This window comes from Rhodanobacter sp. G2-10 (assembly GCF_055809185.1).
Genome location: NZ_CM147900.1, coordinates 2541402 through 2562698, shown reverse-complemented (window position 1 = coordinate 2562698; position 21297 = coordinate 2541402). Strand labels below are relative to the sequence as shown.

Genomic DNA, 21297 nt, shown 5'->3' with positions numbered 1-21297 from the left:
CCCCGCGTGGTTTCAGAATGGGTACGTATCTCATCGACCGGGCGGCCGGAAACTTTAGCGGATCATCGAAAAACGCCCGGAACCGTTGCTATCGGAGGCAGGTCAAGCGTGGCAACCGGCGGGCGCTCAGCGGTTTCAGCCGACCATTTTCGCGAGCATCGCCTGGCCGTGGTCCGGGTCAGTTCGCGACGAATCGGCGCTCGCGCTACAACCAGCGTGCGCGCTTGAGCCCGATGTAGATGCCGCCGACGATGGTCGCCATCAAGACGATCATCGCGGGGTAGGCCCAGGGGCGGCTGAGTTCGGGCATGTGCGTGAAATTCATGCCGTACCAGCTGGTGAGCAGGGTAGGCGCGGCCAGCATGGCGGCCCAACCGGCCAGCTTCTTCATCACTTCGTTCTGGCGCAGGCTGACCAGCGAGAGGTTGACGTTGATGGCGGCGGTGAGCATTTCGCGCATCGCGCTGATGGCTTCGTTGACACGGAAGGCGTGGTCGTAGACGTCGCGGAAATACGCGCGCAGCTCGTCGGGGATCAGGTTTGGATGCAAACGGATCAGCTGCTGCACGATGTCCTGCAGCGGTGCCACGGCGAGCCGCAACGTCATCAGGTCGCGCTGCATGTCGTAGAGCCGACGCACGGTGCTGCTCTTGAACGTCTCGCCGAAAATGTCCTGTTCGAGTTGCTGAACCTCTTCGCGGAAGTCACGCACGATCGGCAGCAAGTTGTCGACGATGAAATCGAGTACGCCGTAGAGGCCGTAGCTGGGGCCATGCGCCAGCAGCTCCGGGGCCTGCTCGCAGGTGCGCCGCGCGGGCGCGTAGGAGAGCGAGGCGCCGTGGCGGATGGTGACCAGGTACCGCGGGCCGAGAAAGATGTGGGTTTCGCCGAATTCCAGCTCGCCATTGATCAGCTGGGCCGTCTGTACCACCAGGAACAGCGAGTCGCCGTAGCTCTCGATCTTGGTGCGCTGGTGCGCATTGTGCGCGTCCTCGATGGCCAGGTCGTGCAGGCCGAATTCCTCCTGCAGTTTTTCCAGCAGCGGCTCGTCCGGTTCGTGAAGGCCGACCCAGACAAAAGTGTCGGGATCCTCCAATACGTCGCTGATCCCGTCGAGGGTAATCTCGCCCACCCGCTTGCCGTCACGGTGATAGGCGATGCAGTTGACCACCATGGGCTCGTCGCTGGTGGGCGGGTCGGCGGGTGGTGGAATCAGGTTCATGCCCGCATGATGCCGTGCCGCGGGAGAAGGGGCAACGCATTCACGCTGGCGAAAGCGGATATGACGAGTTTCGGGAGTCGCGCCGTGTGCGCAACGCGGAATCAGTGATTGCGGCGCAGGCTCCACGCCAATGCCAGCCAGCAAGGCAGTGCGAACAGCAGCCACGGCTGGTTTTGCTGCACAGTACCGGGCAGCAGGTGCAACGCCACGGCGGCGACCGCGGCGAGCAGTTGCACGGCGATCACCCCGTCGATGAAGCGTGACGCGGCGAATCCGCGGCGTGATCGCCACAGCGTGGGCAGCAGCAGGAAGGCCAGCGGATTGAACAGCAGCAAATTCGCGTTGGCCCAGGCCGCGTGATGGCTGGTCAAGGTCCACAGGCCCAGCAGGAACAGGCCGACCAGTCCGGCCGCTACCAGATAAATCGTGCCGAGCACGGCATAACCGGTGGGCCAGCCGCGCCGGCACAGCACGATCAGCACGCCCAGGGCCAGGCCAGCCGCGCCCAGTGGCAGGCGCAGGTCCGGCGGCGATGCGGGCGGCACGTCGAGCCGGTTGGGGGAGAGCAGCTTCTCGCTCTGGACGAGTGCCTGCGGCGCCATGCCCGGTGCCGCAATGCGGACTTCGCGCACCTGCTCCTGCAGCACGCGGGGCAGGAAACTCTCCTGCCAGGCATTGAGTGGCCGATCGGCGTAGGGGCCCAGTCCCAGGTCGAGCAGCACCATCAACCAGGGCTGCGCGCTCATCAGGCGGTCGGTTTGCTGGCGGAACGTCATGCCACCCGGTCGCGCGGTGAGTTGCTGCTTCAGCGCGCCACCCAGGGCCTTGTCGAGTGCGTCGCGCACCCGGGTGGCACAGTTGTCGTCGAAATAATCGTAGTTGTAGCCGGCGTTCGCCGGGCGAAGGTTCCACAGCAGGTCGTCGCGCAAGTCGGCGGCCTGGTCGGCGCTGAGCGCCAGCCGCTGGCGCGTCACCGATCGGCCCACGCCCACGTAGTAGGACACTTCCTCGTCGGTCGGCTCGGCGTCCATCATGTAGTGCATGTGGCCGCGGGCGAAATTCAGCAGGAAGTTCTTCTCGGCGAAATCGAAGACGCCGTAGTTGAAGTTGACGGCTTCGCCAGACACGCGGTCGCGCAGCTCGATCGCGTCATGGCCGAATCGCTCCCAATATGTTTCGCCAGGACCATAGGTGACCAGCGAAACCTCAAGGTCCGCTCCGGGCGCGTCAGCCACTCCGGCACGGGCAGGTACGGGCGAAGCAAGGAGCGCAGCCACCAGCAGTGCGAGCATGCACAAGAAGGGTTTCATGCGTCCTGCACATCGGATTGCCGTGCCACGCGGAACTGCTGCACGCGCCGGTCATCCGCTTCGGTGACGTGGAACAGGTAGTCGCCGATCATGGTCTCCTCACCCACTTCCGGCAGATGGCCGAACTCGGAGGTGACCATGCCGCCCACGGTGTCGTACTCCTCGTCGGAGAACACCGCGCCGGTGTTCTCGTTGAAATCCTCGATCGGTGTCAGCGCGCTGACCAGCCAGTCGCCGCCGGGTTGCTGGTGCATCAGTTCGGGCTCGTCGTCGTCATCATGCTCGTCGTCGATCTCGCCGACGATTTCCTCGAGCACGTCCTCGATCGTGACCAGGCCGGCCACGCCACCGTATTCGTTGACCACCAGCGCCATGTGGTTGCGCGACAGCCGGAATTCCTCCAGCAGCACATTCAGCCGCATCGACTCGGGGATAAGTACCGCCGGGCGCAGGATCGAACGGATGTCGAAATGCTCGGCCGCACCGAAATACTTGAGCAGGTCCTTGGCCAGCAGGATGCCGAGGATCTCGTCCTTGTCCTCGCCATGCACGGGGAAACGTGAATGGCCGGATTCGACCACCACGGACAGCAGGTCGGAAAGCGTTGCGTCGATGGGGAGCATCACGATCTGGGCGCGCGGCACCATCACGTCGTCGACGTCGAGTTCGGTGACCTTGATCGCACCCTCGACCATGGTGAGCGTGTCGGCGGACAGCAAGCCGTTGGTCTGTGCTGCGCGCAGCTCATCAAGCAACTCGTTGCGGTTGCGCGGCTCGCCGGAAAACAGGTGGCCCAGTCGATCCCACCAGGTACGGTGGACCGGGCCGCTGGTACTGCCAGGGTCGTCGTTCATCACTCTTTGCGATTCAGCCGGAAAACAGGCGGAAAGCCGATTCTAGCGGAAAAATAGCCGTGCTTCAGGGCAGCCGTTCAGGTGCCGTGGCTGATCTGCAGCCGTCTCAGGCGTAGGGATTGGCGATGCCCAGGTCGGCGAGAATGCGTGTTTCCAGCGCTTCCATCGCCTCGGCTTCGCGATCTTCGATGTGATCGTGCCCCAGCAGGTGGAGCACGCCGTGGATGGTCAGGTGGGCCCAGTGGTCACGCGCAGCCTTGCCCTGCTCGGCAGCCTCGCGCCGAACCACCGGGGCGCAGATGGCCAGGTCGCCGATCAGCGGCAGCATCACCCCCGGCGGCAGTTCGGCCGGGAAGGAGAGCACGTTGGTGGCGTAATCCTTGCCGCGATAGTCGCGGTTCAGCGCGCGTCCTTCATCGGTGCCGACGATGCGGAGCGACAGCTCGGCCGGCTTGCGCCGTTTCGCGCCCCGCAGCGCCGCCTCGACCCAGCGGCGAAAGCTGGTGGACGCGGGCAGGCCGGCGCGCGGCACGGCATACCCGACATGTACGGTGACGGATTGCCCGCTCATTGCCTGTCTTCGTCCGACTGCTCGAACGATTCGTAGGCACGCACGATTTTCGCCACCAGCGGATGACGCACCACGTCGCGCGAGCTGAAGAAGGTGAAGCTGATGCCGTTGACGCCGCGCAACACCTCGATCGCCTGGCGCAGGCCCGAGCGGGTCTGGCGCGGCAGGTCGACCTGGGTGACGTCGCCGGTGATTACCGCCACGGTACCGAAGCCGATGCGGGTGAGGAACATCTTCATCTGCTCGACCGTGGTGTTCTGCGCTTCGTCGAGGATCACGTAGGAGTCGTTGAGCGTGCGTCCGCGCATGTAGGCCAGCGGGGCGATCTCGATCACGTTGCGCTCGATCAGCTTGGCAACCTTCTCGAAGCCGAGCATTTCGTAAAGTGCGTCATACAGCGGGCGCAGGTAGGGGTCGACCTTCTGGCTGAGATCGCCGGGCAGGAAGCCCAGCTTTTCGCCGGCCTCGACGGCCGGGCGCACCAGGATCAAGCGCTGCACCCGGTTCGCCTCCAGCGCTTCCACCGCACTGGCCACGGCGAGATAGGTCTTGCCGGTACCGGCCGGGCCCACGCCGAAGTTGATGTCGTGGGTGGCGATGGCATGCAGGTAGCGCGCCTGATTCGGTCCGCGGCCCTTGATCACGCCGCGTTTGACCTTGATCACGACTTCCTGCGTGCCTTCGGTGTCGGCAACGAGCTCATCAATGCCGGATTCCGCCAGGTGCAGGTTGACCTTGGGGCCAGTCAACGCTTCGTCTGCGGTACTGGCGTAGAGCGCGCGGAGTACCTTTTCGGTGGCCTTGGCCGGGGCATCGTCACCGATCACCTGGAAGATGCTGCCGCGGTGGTTGATCTCCACGCCCAGCCGCAACTCCACCTGGCGCAGGTGTTCGTCGAACGGTCCGCACAGGTTGGCCAGCCGCGCGTTGTCTTCCGGGTCGAGCGCGAAATCGCGCTGGTTGATGCCGTTGGTCATGGGGCCTCTGGATTGCGGTGGTTTGCCGGTGCATGCCTGCAGAAACAGAGATCTCAGGCCGCCACGTCGTCGGCGACTTTCACCCGCCCACGCAACGAGTTGGCCATGGCCTCGGTGATTTCCACGTCGATGAACTGGCCGATCAGGCGGGGATTGCCCGGGAAGTTCACGAAGCGCATGTTCTCGGTACGGCCGGTGAGCTCGCTGGGGTCGCGGGTGCTGGGCTTTTCCACCAGCACGCGTTGCACGCTGCCGATCATGGCCTGGCTGATCTTGCGGGCGTTGGCGTTGATGGCCGCCTGCAGGCGCATCAGCCGCTCGTGCTTTTCCGTCGCCGGGGTGTCGTCGGCCAGGTTTGCCGCCGGGGTGCCGGGGCGGGCGGAAAAGATGAAGGAGAAGCTCTGGTCGAAGCCGATATCCTCGATCAGCTTCATGGTCTTGCCGAAGTCTTCCTCGGTTTCGCCCGGGAAGCCGACGATGAAATCGGACGAGATGCAGATGTCCGGGCGCACCGCGCGCAGCTTGCGGATCTTCTGCTTGAATTCGAGCGCCGTGTAACCGCGCTTCATCGCGCTGAGGATGCGGTCCGAACCGGCCTGCACAGGCAGGTGCAGGTAATTGGCCAACTGCGGCACGTTGGCGTAGGCCTCGATCAGCGAGTCGGAAAATTCCAGCGGATGCGAGGTGGTGAAGCGGATGCGGCCAATCCCGTCGATCTGCGCGATGGCGTGGATCAACACGGCCAGGTCGGCCAGGCCGCCGTCGTGCATGGGGCCGCGATACGCGTTGACGTTCTGGCCGAGCAGGTTCACTTCGCGCACGCCCTGCGCGGCAAGCTGGGCCACTTCCACCAGCACGTCGTCGAACGGACGACTGATCTCCTCGCCACGGGTGTACGGCACCACACAGTAGCTGCAGTATTTCGAACAGCCTTCCATGATCGAGACAAAGGCGGTCGGACCTTCCGCACGCGGCTCGGGCAGGCAGTCGAACTTCTCGATCTCGGGGAAGCTGATGTCGACCTGGGGCAGGCCGCTGCTGCGCTGCTTTTCGATCAGCTCGGGCAAACGATGCAGGGTCTGCGGGCCGAACACGAGGTCGACATAGGGCGCGCGCTTGACGATGGCCTCGCCCTCCTGCGACGCCACGCACCCACCCACCCCGATCAACACCGGCTTGCCGTCGCGCTTGTGCTGTTTCCATCGGCCGAGCTGGCTGAATACCTTTTCCTGCGCCTTCTCGCGGATCGAGCAGGTGTTGATCAGGATCACGTCCGCCTCGGACTCGTCCTGGGTCAGTTCCATGCCGTGCGACTCGCGCAGCACGTCGGCCATCTTGGCCGAGTCGTACTCGTTCATCTGGCAGCCGTGGGTCTTGATGAAGAGTTTGCCGCTCATCGGATGGACACCGTGGTTCGTGGATCAGAAGCGGAAATCCGCTGAACCGCGCAGTTTACCCTTGTGGCGGTGCACCTGCCAGATCAAGCACTTGGGTGCACGGTGGCCGGTGCCGGCGCGAATCTCGGCTTCGCGACGACGGAGGGTTGAACCAGAGCGGCGCGCAGTGCCCGCCCTGCAGGACCATGGAATGAGAACTACGCACTTGGCGTCGGCGGCGCATGGCGGCACACTGCGCCCATGTCCGGTGCCGCCAGCTACGGGGGAAGCGTCGATCGGTCGGCCCGTTGCTTCCCGTTACGTTCGATCCTTGCCGGGGTCGCGCTGCTGGCTGCCTGTCTGTATGGCGACGCGGCGCTGGCCGGTACGCTCTACCAGTGCACCGGCAACAGTGGCGAAACGGTGTACAGCAGCAGCCGTGCCGGCTACCGCGGTTGCCATCCGATCCGCAGCTATGCGGAACCCAGGGTGCAAAAGCCGCGGCGCCAGGCGCCACCACGTGCGCGCACCTCATTGAGTGGCGTGACCGGCGCCGTCACCACCACCGGACGCAGCCTGTTTGCCGACGGTGCGCGGGCGGTGTCGATCGATGGTGTTCGCGGGAGTGTCGTCACCACCGGGCAGGCCGTGGGTGGCGCCCGGGTGCAGCGCGAGTCGCTCGCGTCCGTGAGCGGCTCGGCGGCGACCACCGCCAAGCTGCCGTTGGCTGCGGCTGCGGCGGGTACGCCGGGTCAGTGGCGCTATCGCGAATCGCAAGCCGACACGACATTGGCTGCACCGGCAGTGGCGAGCGCCTCCGACAATCGGGTACTGCGCGGAGCGGTCTATCGCGTCGTGCGCAGCGACGGCAGCGTGGAATACACCAACGTCCGGCCGGCCGGCGGCAAGGGGCGGGCGGTGACCATGCTGTTCAGCTACATCTCGACCTGCGTCGCCTGCAATCTGCACTCGACGATCCGCTGGAACAGCGTGGCGTTGAATCTCGATGCCTATGCCGACACGATTCGCGCCGCCAGCATCGAGTACGGCGTCGACGAGGCCTTCCTGCGCGCCATCATTCACGCCGAGAGCGCGTTCAATCCGCGGGCGCTCTCGATCAAGGGTGCGCAGGGGCTGATGCAGTTGATGCCGGGCACGGCCAGCGACATGGGCGTGCTGGATGCGTTCAATTCCGACCAGAACATCCGTGGTGGCGCCCGCTACCTGAGCCTGCTGCTGCATGATTTTCACGGCAACGAGCGTCTGGCTGCAGCCGCCTACAACGCCGGCCCGGGGGCGGTGCAGCGCTACCAGGGCGTGCCGCCCTACGCCGAAACCCGGGTTTACGTGGAGCGGGTGGAGACCCTGCGCAAACGTTACGGTGAGGCGATCCATCCACCTCTGGCGTCACGCGGATCTGGTTGAGCGCGGGTTCCGTGTTGTTCGGCACATGGCGGCCGTGTTTCCGCGGCAGCGACCGTGGCTACTGCTCCAGCGTGGCGTTGCCGCGCATCGCCGGCCGCTGCGCCAGGGTTATTTCGACCTGAAACGGGCTGCCGTTGCGCAGTCCGGAGACCTTCACCTGACTGCCGGGCTTCAGCGCAGCCTCGCGCCGACGCAGGTCGGCCGGGTCCAGGATATCGTGCTGGCCAATGCGCAGCAGGATATCGCGTGGCCTGAGTCCAGCCTGCGCCGCAGGTCCGCCCGGATAGACCGCAGTGACCTGGACGCCACGTGCCGCTGCTGGCAAGCCGCTGTTGGCGGCTACCGGCACAAACGCGTAGTCGGCACCGATCCAGCCGCGCACCACATGGCCACTGGTGATCAGCTGGTCCAGCACCTTGGTCGCGGTCGCCACCGGAATGGCGAAACCGATACCTTCGGCATTGGCGGCCTGGCCCTTGCCGATCAACAACGTATTGATACCGACCAGTTGGCCCTGGGTATTGACCAGCGCGCCACCGGAATTACCCAGGTTGATGGCGGCGTCGGTCTGGATGAAGTCCTCCGCGCTGGAGCTGTTCAGCTGGCGTCCGATGGCGCTGACGATGCCCATGGTGACGGTCTGATTGAGTCCGAACGGATTGCCGATCGCCAACACCACGTCGCCGGGGCGCAACTGTTTCGGGTCGGCCATGTGAATCACCGGCAGGTTGCTGGCGTCGATTTTCAGCACGGCCAGGTCGGTTTCCTGGTCGGAGCCGACCAGGCTGGCCTTGGCGATGCGGCCGTCGTACAACAGCACCTGGATGTCCTGCGCGTTGGCGATCACGTGGTTGTTGGTCAGCACATAGTCCTGCCCGCGGGCGCTGACGATCACGCCGGAACCCAGGGTCTGCTCACGGTGTTGATAGGTGGTGGGCTGGCCGCCAAACAACTGCTGCAGCACGGGGTTGTCGTACATGCGCAGGGCTTGTTCGGTGACGATCTTGTTGGCGTAGATATTCACCACTGACGGTGCTGCCGCGGCTACCGCGTCGGCATACGAGGTCGGGCCGGAGCTGACATGGCTTATGCTGGTTGCCGGAGCTTGCGCGGGAGCCAGTCCGAATCTCATGCGCAACCGCTCGCCGCTGCCCGGCCAGAGCAGGCCGACGACGAAAGCCAGCGCCAGGCCCAAAATGACGAAGCGAGCGATGAAAAGCAGTGTGCCGGCGGCATGTTTCATGTCGAGATGGGGTCTTCCGGCAAGCAGAGTCAAAAGGTGTCGGGCGGACCCGTCGCGTATCCGGTTTATTGTACGAGGCCGCCCCTGACGCTACACTAACGCGATTTTTCGGGGCCCCAAACCCCACCCTGGGATGACACTTGCATGTATCGGAGAGCCTGATGGCGAACGAAGTCGTCGATCACGGCCGCCGCCGTTTCCTGACAGCAACCACTGCGGTGGTTGGTGGTATCGGAATCGTCTCGGCAGCTGTGCCTTTCATCAAGTCATGGGAACCCAGCGCGCGGGCCAAGGCCGCTGGCGCTCCGGTTACCCAGTCGCTGAAAAAGGTCGAGAAGGGCCAGCAGCTGATTGTGGCCTGGCGCAGCTTGCCGATCTTCATCGTCAACCGCACGCCGAAGCAGCTGGCGCAATTGCCGAAGGTGGATTCCCTGCTGGTCGATCCCAAGTCGGAAGTCGACCAGCAGCCCAAGTACGCGCAGAACGAAACGCGTTCGATCAAGCCCGAGTGGCTGGTGATGATCGGCATTTGCACGCATCTGGGCTGCGTGCCGGATTTCTATGGCGAGATCAAGCCGGAGCCGTTTGATCCGAACTGGAAAGGCGGCTACTACTGCCCCTGCCATCATTCGCATTACGACATTGCCGGCCGCGTCTACAAGAACATGCCGGCGCCGAAGAACATGCAGATCCCGCCGTATCACTTTGTGGACGACACGACCGTGCAGATTGGCGTGGATCCGAAGGAGGCTGGCTGATGGCCAACGTATTCAGCAACATCGGCGCATGGGTCAACGAGCGTGCGCCGGGCATGATGCCGATGTATCGGGCGCACATGACCGAGTACTACGCGCCGAAGAACTTCAACCTCTGGTATTACTTCGGCTCGCTGGCGATCCTGGTGCTGGTCAACCAGATCGTCACCGGCATCTTCCTCACCATGAACTACAACCCGAGCGCGGCGGGAGCCTTCGACTCGGTGCAGTACATCATGCGTGACGTGGAGTGGGGCTGGCTGATCCGCTACATGCACTCGACCGGCGCCTCCTTGTTCTTCGTGGTGGTGTTCCTGCACATGTTCCGCGGCATCATGTACGGCTCGTACAAGAAGCCGCGCGAGCTGGTGTGGCTGCTCGGCATGCTGATCTTCCTGGTGCTGATGGCCGAGGCCTTCATGGGCTATGTGCTGCCGTGGGGCAACATGTCGTTCTGGGGCGCCAAGGTGATCATCTCCCTGTTCGGCACCATCCCCTACATCGGCAGCTCGCTGGTGGACTGGATCATGGGCGACTTCCTGCCTGGCGATGCCACGCTGAACCGCTTCTTCGCCCTGCACGTGATCGCGTTGCCGCTGGTCTTGCTGCTGCTGGTGGTGCTGCACATCGCAGCACTGCACGAGGTAGGCTCGAACAACCCCGATGGCGTGGAAATCAAGAAGGGTCCCAAGGGCAACCGCTGGGATGCGTTGAAGCCCGCTGACGGCATTCCGTTCCACCCGTACTACACGGTGAAGGACCTGGTTGGCGTGGGCTTTTTCCTGCTGATCGCGGCGTTCATCATCTTCTTCGCGCCAACCCTGGGTGGCTGGTTCCTGGAACATGACAACGCCATTCCGGCCAACAACCTGCTGACGCCCGCCGAGATCAAGCCGGTGTGGTATTTCACGCCGTTCTACGCGATCGTGCGAATGATCCCGTCCTTCCTTGGCAGCGCGGTGTGGGGTGTGATCGCGATGTTCAGCGCGATTGCCGTGCTGTTCGCGATGCCGTGGCTGGACCGCGGCGAGGTCAAATCGATCCGCTATCGCGGCACTGGCTACAAGGTGGCGCTGGGCATCTTCGTGCTTTCCTTCCTTGGTCTTGGTTCAGTGGGCGCGGGAATTACCGCCGAGGTCATTCCGGCATGGTTCGGCAACGTCGACATGACGTTCTGGGAGAACCTGTTCGGCCGGCTCATGACGCTGCTGTACTTCGGTTTCTTTGCCTTCCTCTGGGCTTATACCTATTTCGGCTGGGAGAAGACCAAGCCGGTTCCGGATCGGGTGACCACGCATGACTAAGCCGCAGACCACGATGAAGTATCTCCTTTCGGGCATCGCACTGGCGTTCGGCCTGCTGGTCGGCAATCTGCCGGCGCATGCCGAAGGTGGCAAGGTCCCGCTGATGAAGTCCGGCGCCGATGTGCGCGACCAGGCTTCGCTGCAACGTGGCGCAAGGTTGTTCTTCAACTATTGCGTCGGTTGCCACTCGTTGAAGTACATGCGCTACTCGCGCATGGCCGACGATCTTGGCCTGACCGAGAACGAGGTCATGCAGAACCTCAACTTCACCGGTGGCAAATTTCAGGATCCGGTGATTTCGCACATGCCTGCGGATCTGGCCAAGACCTGGTTCGGCAAGGACCCGCCCGACCTCTCGCTGGAAGTGGATGCGAAGGGTGCCGACTGGGTCTATACCTATCTCAACTCCTTCTACCTCGATCCGCACAGTCCGATCGGCTGGAACAACACGGCCTTGCCGAATGCCGCGATGCCGTTCCCGTTGTGGGAACTGCAAGGGATGCAGACCGCCGTGATGAATCCGGCGGAGGACGGCGGCAGCGCCACGGTCCAGAAGCTGGTGTTGTCGCAGCCGGGCAAGATGACCCCGGCGCAGTACCAGCAGGCAACGCGTGACCTGACCAGCTTCCTGCAGTACGTCTCCGAACCGGCAGCCCTGCAGCGACATCATTACGGCATATGGGTCATTCTCTTCCTGGCCTTGCTGACCTTCCTGTTTGCCCTGCTCAAGAAGGAATACTGGAAGGACGTCCACTGAGCCCGATGGCACTCACGGACGCGGCGACCCACGGGTCGCCGCGTCCGTATCAACGATGGGGAATCACGCATGGTTCAAAGCCCCCGCTTGCGTAACGCATTGACGCTGTACACGACGGCAGGTGACATCCAGTGTCATCGCGCACGGCTGGTTCTGGCCGCCAAGGGGGTCAGTTACGAGCGCGTGCTGGTGGATCCGGCCAAGCCGCCACAGGATCTGATCGACCTGAATCGCTACGCCAGCACGCCGACCCTGATTGATCGGGACCTGACCCTGTTCGACACGGCGGTGGTGTGCGAATACATCGATGAACGCTATCCGCATCCGCCGCTGATGCCGATCGATCCGCAATCGCGCGCGCGGCTGCGGGTGGCGGCGGTGAGGGTGGAAAAGGACTGGGTCAGCGAGGTTGACACGATACGCGCAGGTGGTCGGGCGGCGGATGGTGCCCGCAAGCGGCTGCGCGAGCAATTGCTGTCGAGCGTACCGCTGTTCAAGGCGTCGAAGTTCTTCCTCAACCCCGAGATGAGCCTGGTCGATTGCCTGGTGGCACCGGTGATCTGGCGACTGCCCTGGTTGCAGGTGGATCTGGGTCGCGAAGGCAAGCCGATCATCGACTACGGCGAGCGCCTGTTCCATAGTCAGGGTTTTTCGCGCAGTATGACTGACGAGGAAAAGGCGATGCGGCAGGTCCATGAACAAGCGTGACGACGTCCCGATGAGCTCCAATCGCCCGTACCTGCTGCGGGCGATCTACGACTGGATCAGCGACAACCAGTTGACGCCCTATATCCTGGTGGACGCTGGCGCGCCTGGCGTGCGGGTTCCGCCGCAGGTCATCCAGAATGGGCAGGTCGTCCTCAATCTGGCCACCCGTGCCGTGGTCAATCTCGATCTCGGCAATGACTGGATCAGCTTCCAGGCGAGGTTTTCCGGCGTCAGTCAGGCCATTCAGATCCCGGTGCAGGCGGTGCTTGCGCTGTACGCCCAGGAGAACGGGCAGGGCATGATGTTCCCGGCCGACGGTGAAGGGAGCGACAGTCCGCCGCCGTCCGATTCGCCACCGGACGAGCCTTCCGCCGGCGACAGCGAAGGTTCCGACAAGCCCAAGCGCGGTGCGCCGCATTTGCGCGTGGTGAAGTAATCACCTGTTGTTGCCGCGACGGTTGGGCGTCGTCAGTGCAGCCGATTCCCTTGCCGTGGGCGCAAGGCAACGACTTTGCCCGGACCAGTCGCGGCGCCGTTGTCTCCCGGTGGCAGCGCTTCGATGCTGGGCAAGCTCACGCTGGTGAGCGAGCTTCCGATCATCCACAGCCGGCCCGGGGCCCGGTCATGCCCCTCGATGCTCACCTCGAAGCCGTAGCAACGCTCGACCCGACGCAGGCCGTTGACGCGGCGCAGGCGCAGGGCATGCAAACCAACAGTTTCGTCGAGCAACTGCAAATTGTGCAGCTGGCATTGTCGTCGCGCCTCGCGCACCGCGCGCTCACGCGCCACGCTGAGCTTCAGCCAAAGCCCGACCGTGGCGCCAAGCACCAGCAAAAGCAGAAGGTTGGACAAGTCGGACATGTCCCCAGTGTGTGGGCGGGGGTGTCCCGGCGCAAGGCGCCGCTCGCGCTATACGCTCCGTCCGCTTGCGGCAGCTGCGCGAGTTGGTGGCGGCTCAGTGCAGTTGCAGGCGCAAGGACAGGTCGATGGCGCGTACATGCTTGGTCAGTGCGCCAACCGAGATGAAGTCGACGCCGGTACTGGCAAATTCGCCGATCGTCTGCAGATCGACATTGCCGGATACCTCCAGCGGGACCCGTCCGCCCGTGCGCTTCACTGCTTCGCGCATGTCGGCCAGTTCGAAATTGTCCAGCATGATCCGGTCGGCGCCGGCACGCAGCGCCTGCTCGAGTTCGTCGAGGTTTTCCACCTCCACCTCCAGCGGCAGCTCGGGGTGAAGCTCCCGCGCTGCGGCTACCGCGGCGGCAATGCCGCCCGCCGCGATGATGTGGTTTTCCTTGATCAGGATCGCGTCGTAAAGGCCCATGCGCTGGTTGTGACCGCCGCCACAACGTACGGCATATTTCTGCGCCACGCGCAGGCCGGGCACGGTCTTGCGTGTGTCCAGCACACGCACGCCACTGCCGGCCACTGCGGCGACGTAGTCGGCGGTGATGGTGGCGGTGGCCGAGAGCAGTTGCAGAAAATTCAACGCCGACCGCTCCGCACTGACCAGCGAGCGTGCTTGCCCGGAGAGGCTGCAGATCAGGCTGCCGGGAGCGACGCGATCGCCATCCCGAACCCGCCAGTCGATCCGCACGGAAGGATCGAACCGCCGGAAGCACGCATCGAACCACGCGCTGCCAGCGATCACCGCGGCATCGCGACAGGTCAGCCGGGCCTGCGCTTGTGCCTCGACCGGCAACAAGCCACCGGTGGCATCGCCGCTTCCCAGGTCTTCCTCCAACGCACGCTCGACATCGGCGGCAACCTGTTCTGCATCAGGTTGCCCGAACAAATCTGCTTGCGTCATGTGGCGTCCGTCGAGGGTTCGGGGGCGTCCTCGGTCTGGCTCAGCTTGCCCACGATCGCGGTCATGGCACGGTCGAACAAGGCGTTGGCTGCCAGCACGCGGGCGTGACCGTCGCTGAACAGCGCGGCCAGTTCACGCGGTGCGTAATCCGCCACCTTCAGGCCGCGCCGATTGACGAACAGGTAGCGACCACTCATCGGGCTGATCCAGGACAACTTGGCCCGGGCAGGAGGTTCGTCCTCGAGCGTGAACTCGAGCCAGTTCCCGGGCTGCAGTGCCTGCACCTGATGCCATTCGGGACTGTCCGGCGGCACTTCGACCAGTTCCTCGGCATCAAGGATGTCTTCGGGTTCGGCCTGCTGATCGATCACAGGCTGGATATTGTCGGGAATTGCCAGCATCGCCGTGTCTTCTTCGCCCATGGCGGCAGCGTCCGGCGCGCCCTGTTGGGGTGCTTCGCCAAGTTGCTGACGGTAGTAGGCGCGCAACTGCCCCAGCAGCTTTTCGACGTCCTGCTCCTGGAAAGCGACATTGGCCAAACCCAGCCGCAGGGCGCGCTCGATGCCCGGGAGCATCGAACGCAGGGTCTGTCGGCTGGTGGTGTCGTTGGCCGGATGGGTGCTGGCGATGAACTCGTCGATGAAACGCAGCCCGCTCTTGAACTCGGGCGAGTCGTCACCCTGGCGCAACAACGTCAGCACCAGGTGGTTGGCCCAGGCGCGGGCGAGCACGCCATGCACCAGCGGCGGCAATTTCTGCGTGCCAATGCGGTCCAGGATCTCGCGCGCCGCACGGCGGCGGGCCTGATCGAGCTTCTCGCGACCGCGGGTGGATTCGGCCACGCGCTGCTCGGCCAACTCGGAGCGACGCTTGTTGACCTCCTGGAATTGCTGCAGGTCGGTCAGCAGGCGCTCGAAGATGCTCATGTCGTCGTCGAAGTCGTGCAGCAACTGGTCGACGATCGACTTCACTTTTTCATGCAGGCGATGGTCACGGTCCGATTCCTCGGACCAGCCCTTCGCCTGTTCCGCCAGGCAGTCCAGCAAGCGCCGTGCAGGATGCTGACGGTGTGCGAACAGCTTGCGGTCGAGGATGGCGGCCTTCAGGTAGGGGATCTGCAGCCGTGCCAGCATCACCTGCATCGCAGCCGGCAGGTTGCGGTCTTCCAGGATGAACTCGAACAGCATGCCGACGAGGTCGATGGTGTCCTCGTCCATGCTGGCAACATGGCTGGGACGTTCGCCGCGCAGGGCGCCGATCTGGGTAAGCAGTTGCGCCTTGAGCTGCATGACTTCGCGGCTCAGCGCGGCGGCATCGCCCACGTCGTCGTAGGACAGCGGACCGGCGCTGACGATCTGGCTTTGCAGCACGCTGAGCGCACCAAGCAGTTCGTTGGCTGATGGCAGCGGGCCGCTTGCTGTGGCGTGTGCGCCAGCTTCACGGCCGATGCCGCCGCCAGCGTGACCGCGGCGCGCACTGAACAGCGCATGCAGGGTATGCAGCAGATCGTCGGGAATCTCTCCGTTCTCGTCGCCAACGGTTGATCCATCGGGACCGGAGCCTGCCGCACCCGATGCGCGAGCCGGCATTTTCTGGCCACCGCGCGCAACCTGATGCCGCAATTGCGGCAGGACGCCGGCGCGAACCAGTTCGTTGTTGATTTCCTGGTAGAGCTCTTCCAGCAACGACAGCACGTAGCGATCAAACAGTTTGTAGATGATCAGCTTGACCCGCATGTCGGCGGTGAGCTCCTGCAGCGCCTGGCGGAACGCCTGGGACAGGATGGCGGGGGCCACCGGGTTGTTGGTTTCGTCGATCTTGTGGCCGCCACAGATCACGGACAGCCGCTGGTTGACCGCGAACAGATCCCGCGCCAGGCGCGCTTCGTTCTTGCTGATCATGCTGGTGATGGCCAGCGATTCCTCCAGCTCGCTTTCCGCCACCAGGCTCAATTCCGCCGAACCTATCGAAGGCTGCTCGGTTGGCCCGGTCTTGGAATTCGAAGGGTGTGCCAGATTGCTCAGATTGCGGGCGATGGTGCCGAGAAAATTCCGTTCGATGCCGGGGCGCTGTTTGCGGACCTCCCGCATGCCATCGAAATAATGCATCTGGGCCGCGTTGTTTTCGGCCTTTTCCGCCAGGTCAAAAAGCGCGTCATCAACTTGCTCGAAGGCATTGCCGACCCACTGCAGGAGTCTCTTGCCGGCGATGCGGCGGACCGCACTGAGCAACTCGCCAACACGCTCGCTGGACGGATCCATGCGCTGGCTCAAGTTGACAACTTTGGTAGGCTCGCTGGCTTCGTTCATCGCCACATCCCCGTCATAGGTGCTCCGCGCGCGCTTAGCCGGGCCAAGAAAAATGGCGCAGGAACCGACGATAAGCCAAATTGCGGTCTTGCGCCATGCCCGTCAATCCCGTGATCCAACATCGGAGTCCGGAATGTGACGTGGTCAAGGTTTCATCAGCCCGTTCCCCGCGCCTCGCTTTCCGCAGGGGTCCGATTGAGGCGTGGTGACAGGGTCTTGCCACCTGGATCGAAGCGGGTCTCTCGATGACATCCTGCTGGTCGCGCGTCGCCAGCATTCAGGCCATCGGAAACTCCGACAACTGCAAGGTGCCGATACCTTCTTCGGGCAGCATGACCGGAATGCCGTCCTCGATCCGGTAAATCACCTTGTCGTCGGTGGTGATGAGGGCGTCGGCGAGGTGCTCGCGCACCGGCACGCCGGCGACCGTCTCGACCTTGCCGGCGGCGATGGCCTGGTTCAGTGCATCCAACTGCGAACGCAGCAGCGGCCGTATCGGCATCTTGCTGACCGGGCAGCACAGGATTTCGAGAAGACGCTTGTCCATGGTCGCCTGGGTTCGGGTGTGTCTGGTCGGGAAAGCCCGTACAATAGCCGTTTTTGGGCGTTCCGGCCATGACAACAGCATCCAAGCCGCCGCGCGTGGGCGTGGTGATGGGTTCGCGTTCGGATTGGGAAACCATGCAGCACGCGGCCGAGGTACTGACCGAGTTGGGCGTGGCGCACGAGGTGCGCGTGGTCTCCGCGCATCGCACGCCGGACCTTCTTTTCAGCTATGCCGAGCAGGCGCCGGAACGGGGCATCCAGGTGATCATCGCCGGTGCCGGTGGTGCCGCTCATCTGCCCGGCATGCTGGCTGCCAAGACGCGGCTGCCGGTGTTCGGCGTGCCGGTCCAGTCGAAGGCACTCAACGGGATGGATTCGTTGTTGTCGATTGCCCAGATGCCGGCGGGCATTCCGGTGGGCACGCTGGCGATCGGACGGGCCGGCGCGGTGAATGCCGGTTTGCTGGCCGTCGCGGTGCTGGCCCTGCATGACCCGGATTTGTCTCGCGCGCTGGACGATTGGCGGTCGCGTCAGACCAAGGCCGTGCTCGAACAACCGGATCCTCGCGCATGAGTGGGCAGCATCAACCCGTGGTGGGCATTCTCGGTGGTGGGCAACTGGCCCGCATGCTGGCGCTGGCTGCTGCGCCGCTCGGCGCCAAGTCACTGGTGGTGGATGGTTCGGCTGATGCCTGCGCCGGCCAGGTCGCTCCGCTGGTGGTGGCCGACTGGACCGATTACGCGGCGCTGGAGGCCTTTGCTGCGCAAGTCGACGTGGTCACCTTCGATTTCGAGAACGTGCCAGCTGAAACTGCGCGCTGGCTGACCGAGCGCGTGGCAGTCTGCCCCGTACCGCGGGCGCTGGCGGTGGCGCAGGATCGGCTGGCCGAAAAGACCCTGTTCCGCGAATGCGGCCTGTCGACACCGGACTTCATGACGGTGGATACCCGTGAAGAACTGGACCAGGCGCTGGCGGCGGTCGGCGCGCCGGCGATCCTGAAGACGCGCCGGTTCGGCTATGACGGCAAGGGCCAGTTCCGCCTGCACAAGCTGGCCGATGCCGATGCGGCGTGGGCGGCACTTGGCGCGCAGGCGTCGCAGCACGGCCTGATCCTGGAGGCCTTCGTGCCATTCGAACGCGAGCTGTCGGTGATCGCCGTGCGTGGGCGTGATGGTGATTTCCGTACCTGGCCGCTGACCCGCAACTGGCATGTCGACGGGGTGCTGTCGATGAGCCTCGCACCCGCGCCACACCTGGGCGAACTGCAGCAGCGCGCCACCGAGCTGGCGCGCACGCTGGCCGAGCGGCTGGATTATGTCGGCGTGTTTGCGTTGGAGCTGTTCGTCAAGGATGGCGAGTTGCTGGGCAACGAGATGGCGCCGCGGGTGCACAACTCCGGTCACTGGACCATCGAGGGCGCCCACACCAGCCAGTTCGAGAATCATGTGCGTGCCGTGCTTGGCCTGCCGCTGGGTGATACCGGGGCGCGCGGGTTGTCGGCGATGCTCAATTGGGTGGGAGACCTGCCCGAGCGGGACGCCGCACTCAAGATTCCCGGCGCGCATTGGCACGACTACGGCAAGCAGGCGCGCCCGGGTCGCAAGGTGGGTCACGCCACGGTGTGTGCGGCCGACGCCGGAACACTGGCTGAGCGGCTGGACGCCCTGGCTGGTGCGCTGGGTCGTCAGGCGCAGGTACAACCCACCGTCGACGCATTGCGCAGCTGACCGTCAGGAGCTGCGTGTTACCGCTGGTCTGGTTTGTTCCAGGCGGTTTTTTCGTGGTGTCGCCGCCATCCCTTGACGCGCGTTGCCACCGATCTCCCGTTCCCGAAGAGGTCGCGGAGCCTTCGCGACTGGTGCGGAGATCGACAAATTCCAAGGATCCCCCGATGTACCTTTCATTCGCGCAAGCGAAGAACAACACCCTGTCTGGCCTTACGGTCGCCTTCGCGCTGGTGCCGGAGGCGATCGCCTTCGCGGTGATTGCCCACGTCAACCCGCTGACCGGCCTGTATGCCGCTTTCATGATGTGCCTGATCACGGCGGTGCTCGGTGGCCGGCCCGGGATGATTTCCGGGGCGACCGGTGCCATCGCGGTGGTGATCGTGGCGCTGGTGGTGCAGCACGGCGTGCAGTACCTGTTTGCCGCCGTGGTGCTGATGGGCTTGCTGCAACTGCTGTTCGGTGCGCTGCGCCTGGGCAAGTTCATCCGCATGGTGCCGCACCCGGTGATGCTGGGTTTCGTCAACGGTCTGGCGATCGTGATCTTCCTGGCCCAGATGCCGCATTTCCAGCAGCACGGTCACTGGGTGGCCGGCCGGGTCCTGTGGGTGATGCTGGGCCTGGTGGCGCTGGCGATGACGATCATCTACCTGCTGCCACGCGTGACCAGGGCGGTCCCTTCGGCGCTGGTGGCTATCGTGGCGGTCGCCTTGCTGACCAATGCCGCCGGCATCGATACGCGCACGGTGGGCGACCTGGCTTCGATCAAGGGTGGTCTGCCCAGCTTCCATCTTCCCGACGTGCCATGGGATCTCGACACCCTGCGCATCGTGTTTCCCTATGCCCTGATCATGGCGATGGTCGGGTTGATCGAGTCGCTGCTGACGTTGAACCTGATCGACGAGATGACCGACACGCGCGGCAAACCGAACCGTGAGTGCCTGGCGCAGGGCACGGCAAACATGGTCACCGGGCTGTTTGGTGGCATGGGTGGTTGCGCCATGATCGGGCAGAGCATGATCAATGTCGGCGCCGGCGCCACCCATCGCCTGTCCGGGATCGTCGCCGGGCTGGGTCTGCTGAGCTTCATCCTGTTCGGTTCGGCGCTGATCGAGCGGATTCCGCTGGCGGCGCTGATCGGGGTGATGTTCGTGGTAGCCGCGAAGACCTTTGCCTGGGGTAGCGTGCGCGTGCTGCGCAAAGTGCCGCGCGCCGATGCGGCGGTGATCGTGGCAGTCACCGTGGTGACCATCTTCACCGACCTGGCCGTGGTGGTGGTGCTCGGCGTGGTGATCTCCGCGCTGGTGTTTGCATGGCAGCATGCCAGCCAGATCGAGGTGCGCACGCGCATCGACGCCGCCGGAGCCAAGGTCTACGAATTGAAGGGCAGCCTGTTCTTCGCCTCGACCCGGGGCTTTCAGGGCTTGTTCACGCCGAAAGACGACCCGTCGCGGGTGATCGTGGAATTCGGTCAGGCCAGGGTGATGGACCACTCGGCGATCGAGGCGATCGACGCGCTGGCCGAGCGCTACCAGAAACTTGGCAAGAGCCTGCATCTGCGCCATCTGAGTCCCGACTGCGCCGAGCTGTTGCTCAAGGCCGGCGGCATGGTCGAATCCAATGCCGTGGAAGATCCGCACTACCACCTGGCCGACGATCGCCTCGGCTGATCCGGTGGGCCGGCCATGAAAAAAGCGGAGCCGTCACCGGCTCCGCTTGTTGATCAGGCTGCGGGGCTCAGGCGAGGTTCTTCGCCGCGAATTCCCAGTTCACCAGATGCCAGAACGCCTCCAGATACTTCGGGCGGGCGTTGCGGTAGTCGATGTAGTAGGCGTGCTCCCACACATCGGCGGTGAACAGCGGCTTGTCGCTGCCGGTGATCGGGGTAGCCGCGTTCGAGGTGTTGACGATGCCGAGCGAGCCATCCGGACGCTGCACCAGCCAGGTCCAGCCGGAGCCGAAGTTGCCGGCGGCGGACTTGCTGAACTCCTCCTTGAACTTGGCGAACGAGCCGAACGCCTTGTTGATGGCGTCGGCCAGCTTGCCGCTGGGCTCACCACCGCCCTTGGGGCTCATCGAGTTCCAGTAGAACGTGTGGTTCCAGGTTTGCGCGGCGTTGTTGAACATGCCGCCGGAGGACTTCTTGATGATGTCCTCGAGTTTCGCATCGGCGAACTCGGTGCCCTCGATCATCTTGTTGAGGTTGGTCACGTAGGCTTGATGATGCTTGCCGTAGTGGAACTCCAGCGTCTCGGCGGAGATGTGGGGTTCCAGGGCATTTTTTTCGTAAGGAAGCGGCGGAAGTTCGATGGCCATGGTTGGCTCCTTGGCGGTTGCTGAGGGAGAGAATGTCGGCGCTGCAGCCAGCGCGTGACGGGCGGCTGATACAATACCGGACTGCCT

At 64.2% G+C, this 21297-nt stretch carries 21 protein-coding genes; 9 read left to right on the top strand and 12 right to left on the bottom strand.

Features of this window, described 5'->3' with window-relative positions; genetic code table 11:
* Nucleotides 1–205 precede the first annotated feature (205 nt).
* The 6 genes from corA to miaB form a co-directional block, all read right to left on the bottom strand.
* Entirely contained in the window at nucleotides 206–1222 is a 1017-nt protein-coding gene (gene corA, locus AC0L58_RS11685; RefSeq protein ID WP_473683552.1) for a magnesium/cobalt transporter CorA, read from the bottom strand.
* Between the two features lie 101 nt (nucleotides 1223–1323).
* A complete protein-coding gene (locus AC0L58_RS11680; protein WP_473683550.1) occupies nucleotides 1324–2532 on the bottom strand; it encodes a lipoprotein N-acyltransferase Lnb domain-containing protein in 1209 nt (402 codons plus the stop codon).
* Nucleotides 2529–3386, bottom strand: coding sequence for an HlyC/CorC family transporter (locus AC0L58_RS11675; RefSeq protein WP_473683548.1), 858 nt, complete (start codon nucleotides 3384–3386; stop codon nucleotides 2529–2531). Before AC0L58_RS11675 ends, AC0L58_RS11680 begins: the two co-directional genes overlap by 4 nt.
* A gap of 106 nt (nucleotides 3387–3492) precedes the next feature.
* Entirely contained in the window at nucleotides 3493–3957 is a 465-nt protein-coding gene (ybeY, locus tag AC0L58_RS11670) for an rRNA maturation RNase YbeY (RefSeq protein WP_473683546.1), read from the bottom strand.
* Nucleotides 3954–4934 carry a PhoH family protein gene (locus AC0L58_RS11665; protein ID WP_473683544.1) on the bottom strand — a complete coding sequence of 327 codons (981 nt, stop codon included), beginning with the start codon at nucleotides 4932–4934 and terminating at the stop codon, nucleotides 3954–3956. The genes ybeY and AC0L58_RS11665 overlap by 4 nt, the downstream gene beginning before the upstream one ends.
* A gap of 53 nt (nucleotides 4935–4987) precedes the next feature.
* The gene (gene miaB / locus AC0L58_RS11660) at nucleotides 4988–6331 is read right to left on the bottom strand and encodes a tRNA (N6-isopentenyl adenosine(37)-C2)-methylthiotransferase MiaB (protein ID WP_473683542.1); all 1344 of its coding nucleotides are present in this window, start codon (nucleotides 6329–6331) and stop codon (nucleotides 4988–4990) included.
* A 240-nt stretch (nucleotides 6332–6571) separates the two neighbouring features.
* Here miaB and AC0L58_RS11655 point away from each other — a divergent pair, with 240 nt between their 5' ends.
* Nucleotides 6572–7735 (top strand): lytic transglycosylase domain-containing protein, encoded by a 1164-nt coding sequence (locus AC0L58_RS11655; protein WP_473683540.1) that lies wholly within the window; start codon nucleotides 6572–6574, stop codon nucleotides 7733–7735.
* Between the two features lie 58 nt (nucleotides 7736–7793).
* On the opposite strand, the gene AC0L58_RS11650 is transcribed toward AC0L58_RS11655, so the two are convergent.
* The gene (locus AC0L58_RS11650) at nucleotides 7794–8978 is read right to left on the bottom strand and encodes a S1C family serine protease (RefSeq protein WP_473683538.1); all 1185 of its coding nucleotides are present in this window, start codon (nucleotides 8976–8978) and stop codon (nucleotides 7794–7796) included.
* A 161-nt stretch (nucleotides 8979–9139) separates the two neighbouring features.
* Between AC0L58_RS11650 and petA the strand changes: the two genes are divergently transcribed.
* The 5 genes from petA (at nucleotide 9140) to AC0L58_RS11625 (ending at nucleotide 12938) form a co-directional block, all read left to right on the top strand.
* Complete coding sequence (petA, locus tag AC0L58_RS11645; RefSeq protein ID WP_473683536.1) at nucleotides 9140–9736, top strand: ubiquinol-cytochrome c reductase iron-sulfur subunit; 597 nt, start codon at nucleotides 9140–9142, stop codon at nucleotides 9734–9736.
* Entirely contained in the window at nucleotides 9736–11037 is a 1302-nt protein-coding gene (locus AC0L58_RS11640; protein WP_473683534.1) for a cytochrome b, read from the top strand. Before petA ends, AC0L58_RS11640 begins: the two co-directional genes overlap by 1 nt.
* Nucleotides 11030–11794 (top strand): cytochrome c1, encoded by a 765-nt coding sequence (locus AC0L58_RS11635; protein WP_473683532.1) that lies wholly within the window; start codon nucleotides 11030–11032, stop codon nucleotides 11792–11794. The genes AC0L58_RS11640 and AC0L58_RS11635 overlap by 8 nt, the downstream gene beginning before the upstream one ends.
* Before the next feature lie 69 nt (nucleotides 11795–11863).
* Nucleotides 11864–12502: a glutathione S-transferase N-terminal domain-containing protein gene (locus AC0L58_RS11630; protein ID WP_473683530.1), complete on the top strand. Its 639-nt coding sequence runs from the start codon at nucleotides 11864–11866 to the stop codon at nucleotides 12500–12502.
* 10 nt (nucleotides 12503–12512) lie between these two features.
* Nucleotides 12513–12938, top strand: a complete 426-nt coding sequence (locus AC0L58_RS11625; protein WP_473688713.1) for a ClpXP protease specificity-enhancing factor — start codon at nucleotides 12513–12515, stop codon at nucleotides 12936–12938.
* Between the two features lie 32 nt (nucleotides 12939–12970).
* Here AC0L58_RS11625 and AC0L58_RS11620 read toward each other — a convergent pair whose 3' ends face one another.
* The 4 genes from AC0L58_RS11620 to AC0L58_RS11605 all read right to left on the bottom strand — a co-directional run bounded on the left by AC0L58_RS11620 (nucleotide 12971) and on the right by AC0L58_RS11605 (nucleotide 17171).
* Nucleotides 12971–13363, bottom strand: a complete 393-nt coding sequence (locus AC0L58_RS11620) for a DUF3301 domain-containing protein (RefSeq protein WP_473683528.1) — start codon at nucleotides 13361–13363, stop codon at nucleotides 12971–12973.
* Nucleotides 13364–13457: 94 nt separating this feature from the next.
* Nucleotides 13458–14315, bottom strand: coding sequence for a carboxylating nicotinate-nucleotide diphosphorylase (nadC, locus tag AC0L58_RS11615; protein ID WP_473683526.1), 858 nt, complete (start codon nucleotides 14313–14315; stop codon nucleotides 13458–13460).
* Nucleotides 14312–16624 (bottom strand): DUF1631 domain-containing protein, encoded by a 2313-nt coding sequence (locus AC0L58_RS11610; protein ID WP_473683525.1) that lies wholly within the window; start codon nucleotides 16622–16624, stop codon nucleotides 14312–14314. Before AC0L58_RS11610 ends, nadC begins: the two co-directional genes overlap by 4 nt.
* 277 nt (nucleotides 16625–16901) lie before the next feature.
* A complete protein-coding gene (locus AC0L58_RS11605; RefSeq protein WP_473683523.1) occupies nucleotides 16902–17171 on the bottom strand; it encodes a Trm112 family protein in 270 nt (89 codons plus the stop codon).
* A gap of 68 nt (nucleotides 17172–17239) precedes the next feature.
* Between AC0L58_RS11605 and purE the strand changes: the two genes are divergently transcribed.
* The 3 genes from purE (at nucleotide 17240) to AC0L58_RS11590 (ending at nucleotide 20564) form a co-directional block, all read left to right on the top strand.
* A complete protein-coding gene (gene purE, locus AC0L58_RS11600) occupies nucleotides 17240–17743 on the top strand; it encodes a 5-(carboxyamino)imidazole ribonucleotide mutase (protein WP_473683521.1) in 504 nt (167 codons plus the stop codon).
* Nucleotides 17740–18897 (top strand): 5-(carboxyamino)imidazole ribonucleotide synthase, encoded by a 1158-nt coding sequence (locus AC0L58_RS11595; protein ID WP_473683519.1) that lies wholly within the window; start codon nucleotides 17740–17742, stop codon nucleotides 18895–18897. Before purE ends, AC0L58_RS11595 begins: the two co-directional genes overlap by 4 nt.
* A gap of 164 nt (nucleotides 18898–19061) precedes the next feature.
* Nucleotides 19062–20564: a SulP family inorganic anion transporter gene (locus AC0L58_RS11590; RefSeq protein WP_473683517.1), complete on the top strand. Its 1503-nt coding sequence runs from the start codon at nucleotides 19062–19064 to the stop codon at nucleotides 20562–20564.
* 67 nt (nucleotides 20565–20631) lie between these two features.
* On the opposite strand, the gene AC0L58_RS11585 is transcribed toward AC0L58_RS11590, so the two are convergent.
* Complete coding sequence (locus AC0L58_RS11585; RefSeq protein ID WP_473683515.1) at nucleotides 20632–21210, bottom strand: superoxide dismutase; 579 nt, start codon at nucleotides 21208–21210, stop codon at nucleotides 20632–20634.
* Between the last annotated feature and the right edge of the window lie 87 nt (nucleotides 21211–21297).

Excerpts from the sequence above, each read along its gene's own strand:
- corA (WP_473683552.1), bottom strand. The coding sequence starts at position 1,222 with ATGAACCTGATTCCACCACCCGCCGACCCGCCCACCAGCGACGAGCCC.
- AC0L58_RS11680 (WP_473683550.1), bottom strand. The coding sequence starts at position 2,532 with ATGAAACCCTTCTTGTGCATGCTCGCACTGCTGGTGGCTGCGCTCCTT.
- AC0L58_RS11675 (WP_473683548.1), bottom strand. The coding sequence starts at position 3,386 with ATGAACGACGACCCTGGCAGTACCAGCGGCCCGGTCCACCGTACCTGG.
- ybeY (WP_473683546.1), bottom strand. The coding sequence starts at position 3,957 with ATGAGCGGGCAATCCGTCACCGTACATGTCGGGTATGCCGTGCCGCGC.
- AC0L58_RS11665 (WP_473683544.1), bottom strand. The coding sequence starts at position 4,934 with ATGACCAACGGCATCAACCAGCGCGATTTCGCGCTCGACCCGGAAGAC.
- miaB (WP_473683542.1), bottom strand. The coding sequence starts at position 6,331 with ATGAGCGGCAAACTCTTCATCAAGACCCACGGCTGCCAGATGAACGAG.
- AC0L58_RS11655 (WP_473683540.1), top strand. The coding sequence starts at position 6,572 with ATGTCCGGTGCCGCCAGCTACGGGGGAAGCGTCGATCGGTCGGCCCGT.
- AC0L58_RS11650 (WP_473683538.1), bottom strand. The coding sequence starts at position 8,978 with ATGAAACATGCCGCCGGCACACTGCTTTTCATCGCTCGCTTCGTCATT.
- petA (WP_473683536.1), top strand. The coding sequence starts at position 9,140 with ATGGCGAACGAAGTCGTCGATCACGGCCGCCGCCGTTTCCTGACAGCA.
- AC0L58_RS11640 (WP_473683534.1), top strand. The coding sequence starts at position 9,736 with ATGGCCAACGTATTCAGCAACATCGGCGCATGGGTCAACGAGCGTGCG.
- AC0L58_RS11635 (WP_473683532.1), top strand. The coding sequence starts at position 11,030 with ATGACTAAGCCGCAGACCACGATGAAGTATCTCCTTTCGGGCATCGCA.
- AC0L58_RS11630 (WP_473683530.1), top strand. The coding sequence starts at position 11,864 with ATGGTTCAAAGCCCCCGCTTGCGTAACGCATTGACGCTGTACACGACG.
- AC0L58_RS11625 (WP_473688713.1), top strand. The coding sequence starts at position 12,513 with ATGAGCTCCAATCGCCCGTACCTGCTGCGGGCGATCTACGACTGGATC.
- AC0L58_RS11620 (WP_473683528.1), bottom strand. The coding sequence starts at position 13,363 with ATGTCCGACTTGTCCAACCTTCTGCTTTTGCTGGTGCTTGGCGCCACG.
- nadC (WP_473683526.1), bottom strand. The coding sequence starts at position 14,315 with ATGACGCAAGCAGATTTGTTCGGGCAACCTGATGCAGAACAGGTTGCC.
- AC0L58_RS11610 (WP_473683525.1), bottom strand. The coding sequence starts at position 16,624 with ATGAACGAAGCCAGCGAGCCTACCAAAGTTGTCAACTTGAGCCAGCGC.
- AC0L58_RS11605 (WP_473683523.1), bottom strand. The coding sequence starts at position 17,171 with ATGGACAAGCGTCTTCTCGAAATCCTGTGCTGCCCGGTCAGCAAGATG.
- purE (WP_473683521.1), top strand. The coding sequence starts at position 17,240 with ATGACAACAGCATCCAAGCCGCCGCGCGTGGGCGTGGTGATGGGTTCG.
- AC0L58_RS11595 (WP_473683519.1), top strand. The coding sequence starts at position 17,740 with ATGAGTGGGCAGCATCAACCCGTGGTGGGCATTCTCGGTGGTGGGCAA.
- AC0L58_RS11590 (WP_473683517.1), top strand. The coding sequence starts at position 19,062 with ATGTACCTTTCATTCGCGCAAGCGAAGAACAACACCCTGTCTGGCCTT.
- AC0L58_RS11585 (WP_473683515.1), bottom strand. The coding sequence starts at position 21,210 with ATGGCCATCGAACTTCCGCCGCTTCCTTACGAAAAAAATGCCCTGGAA.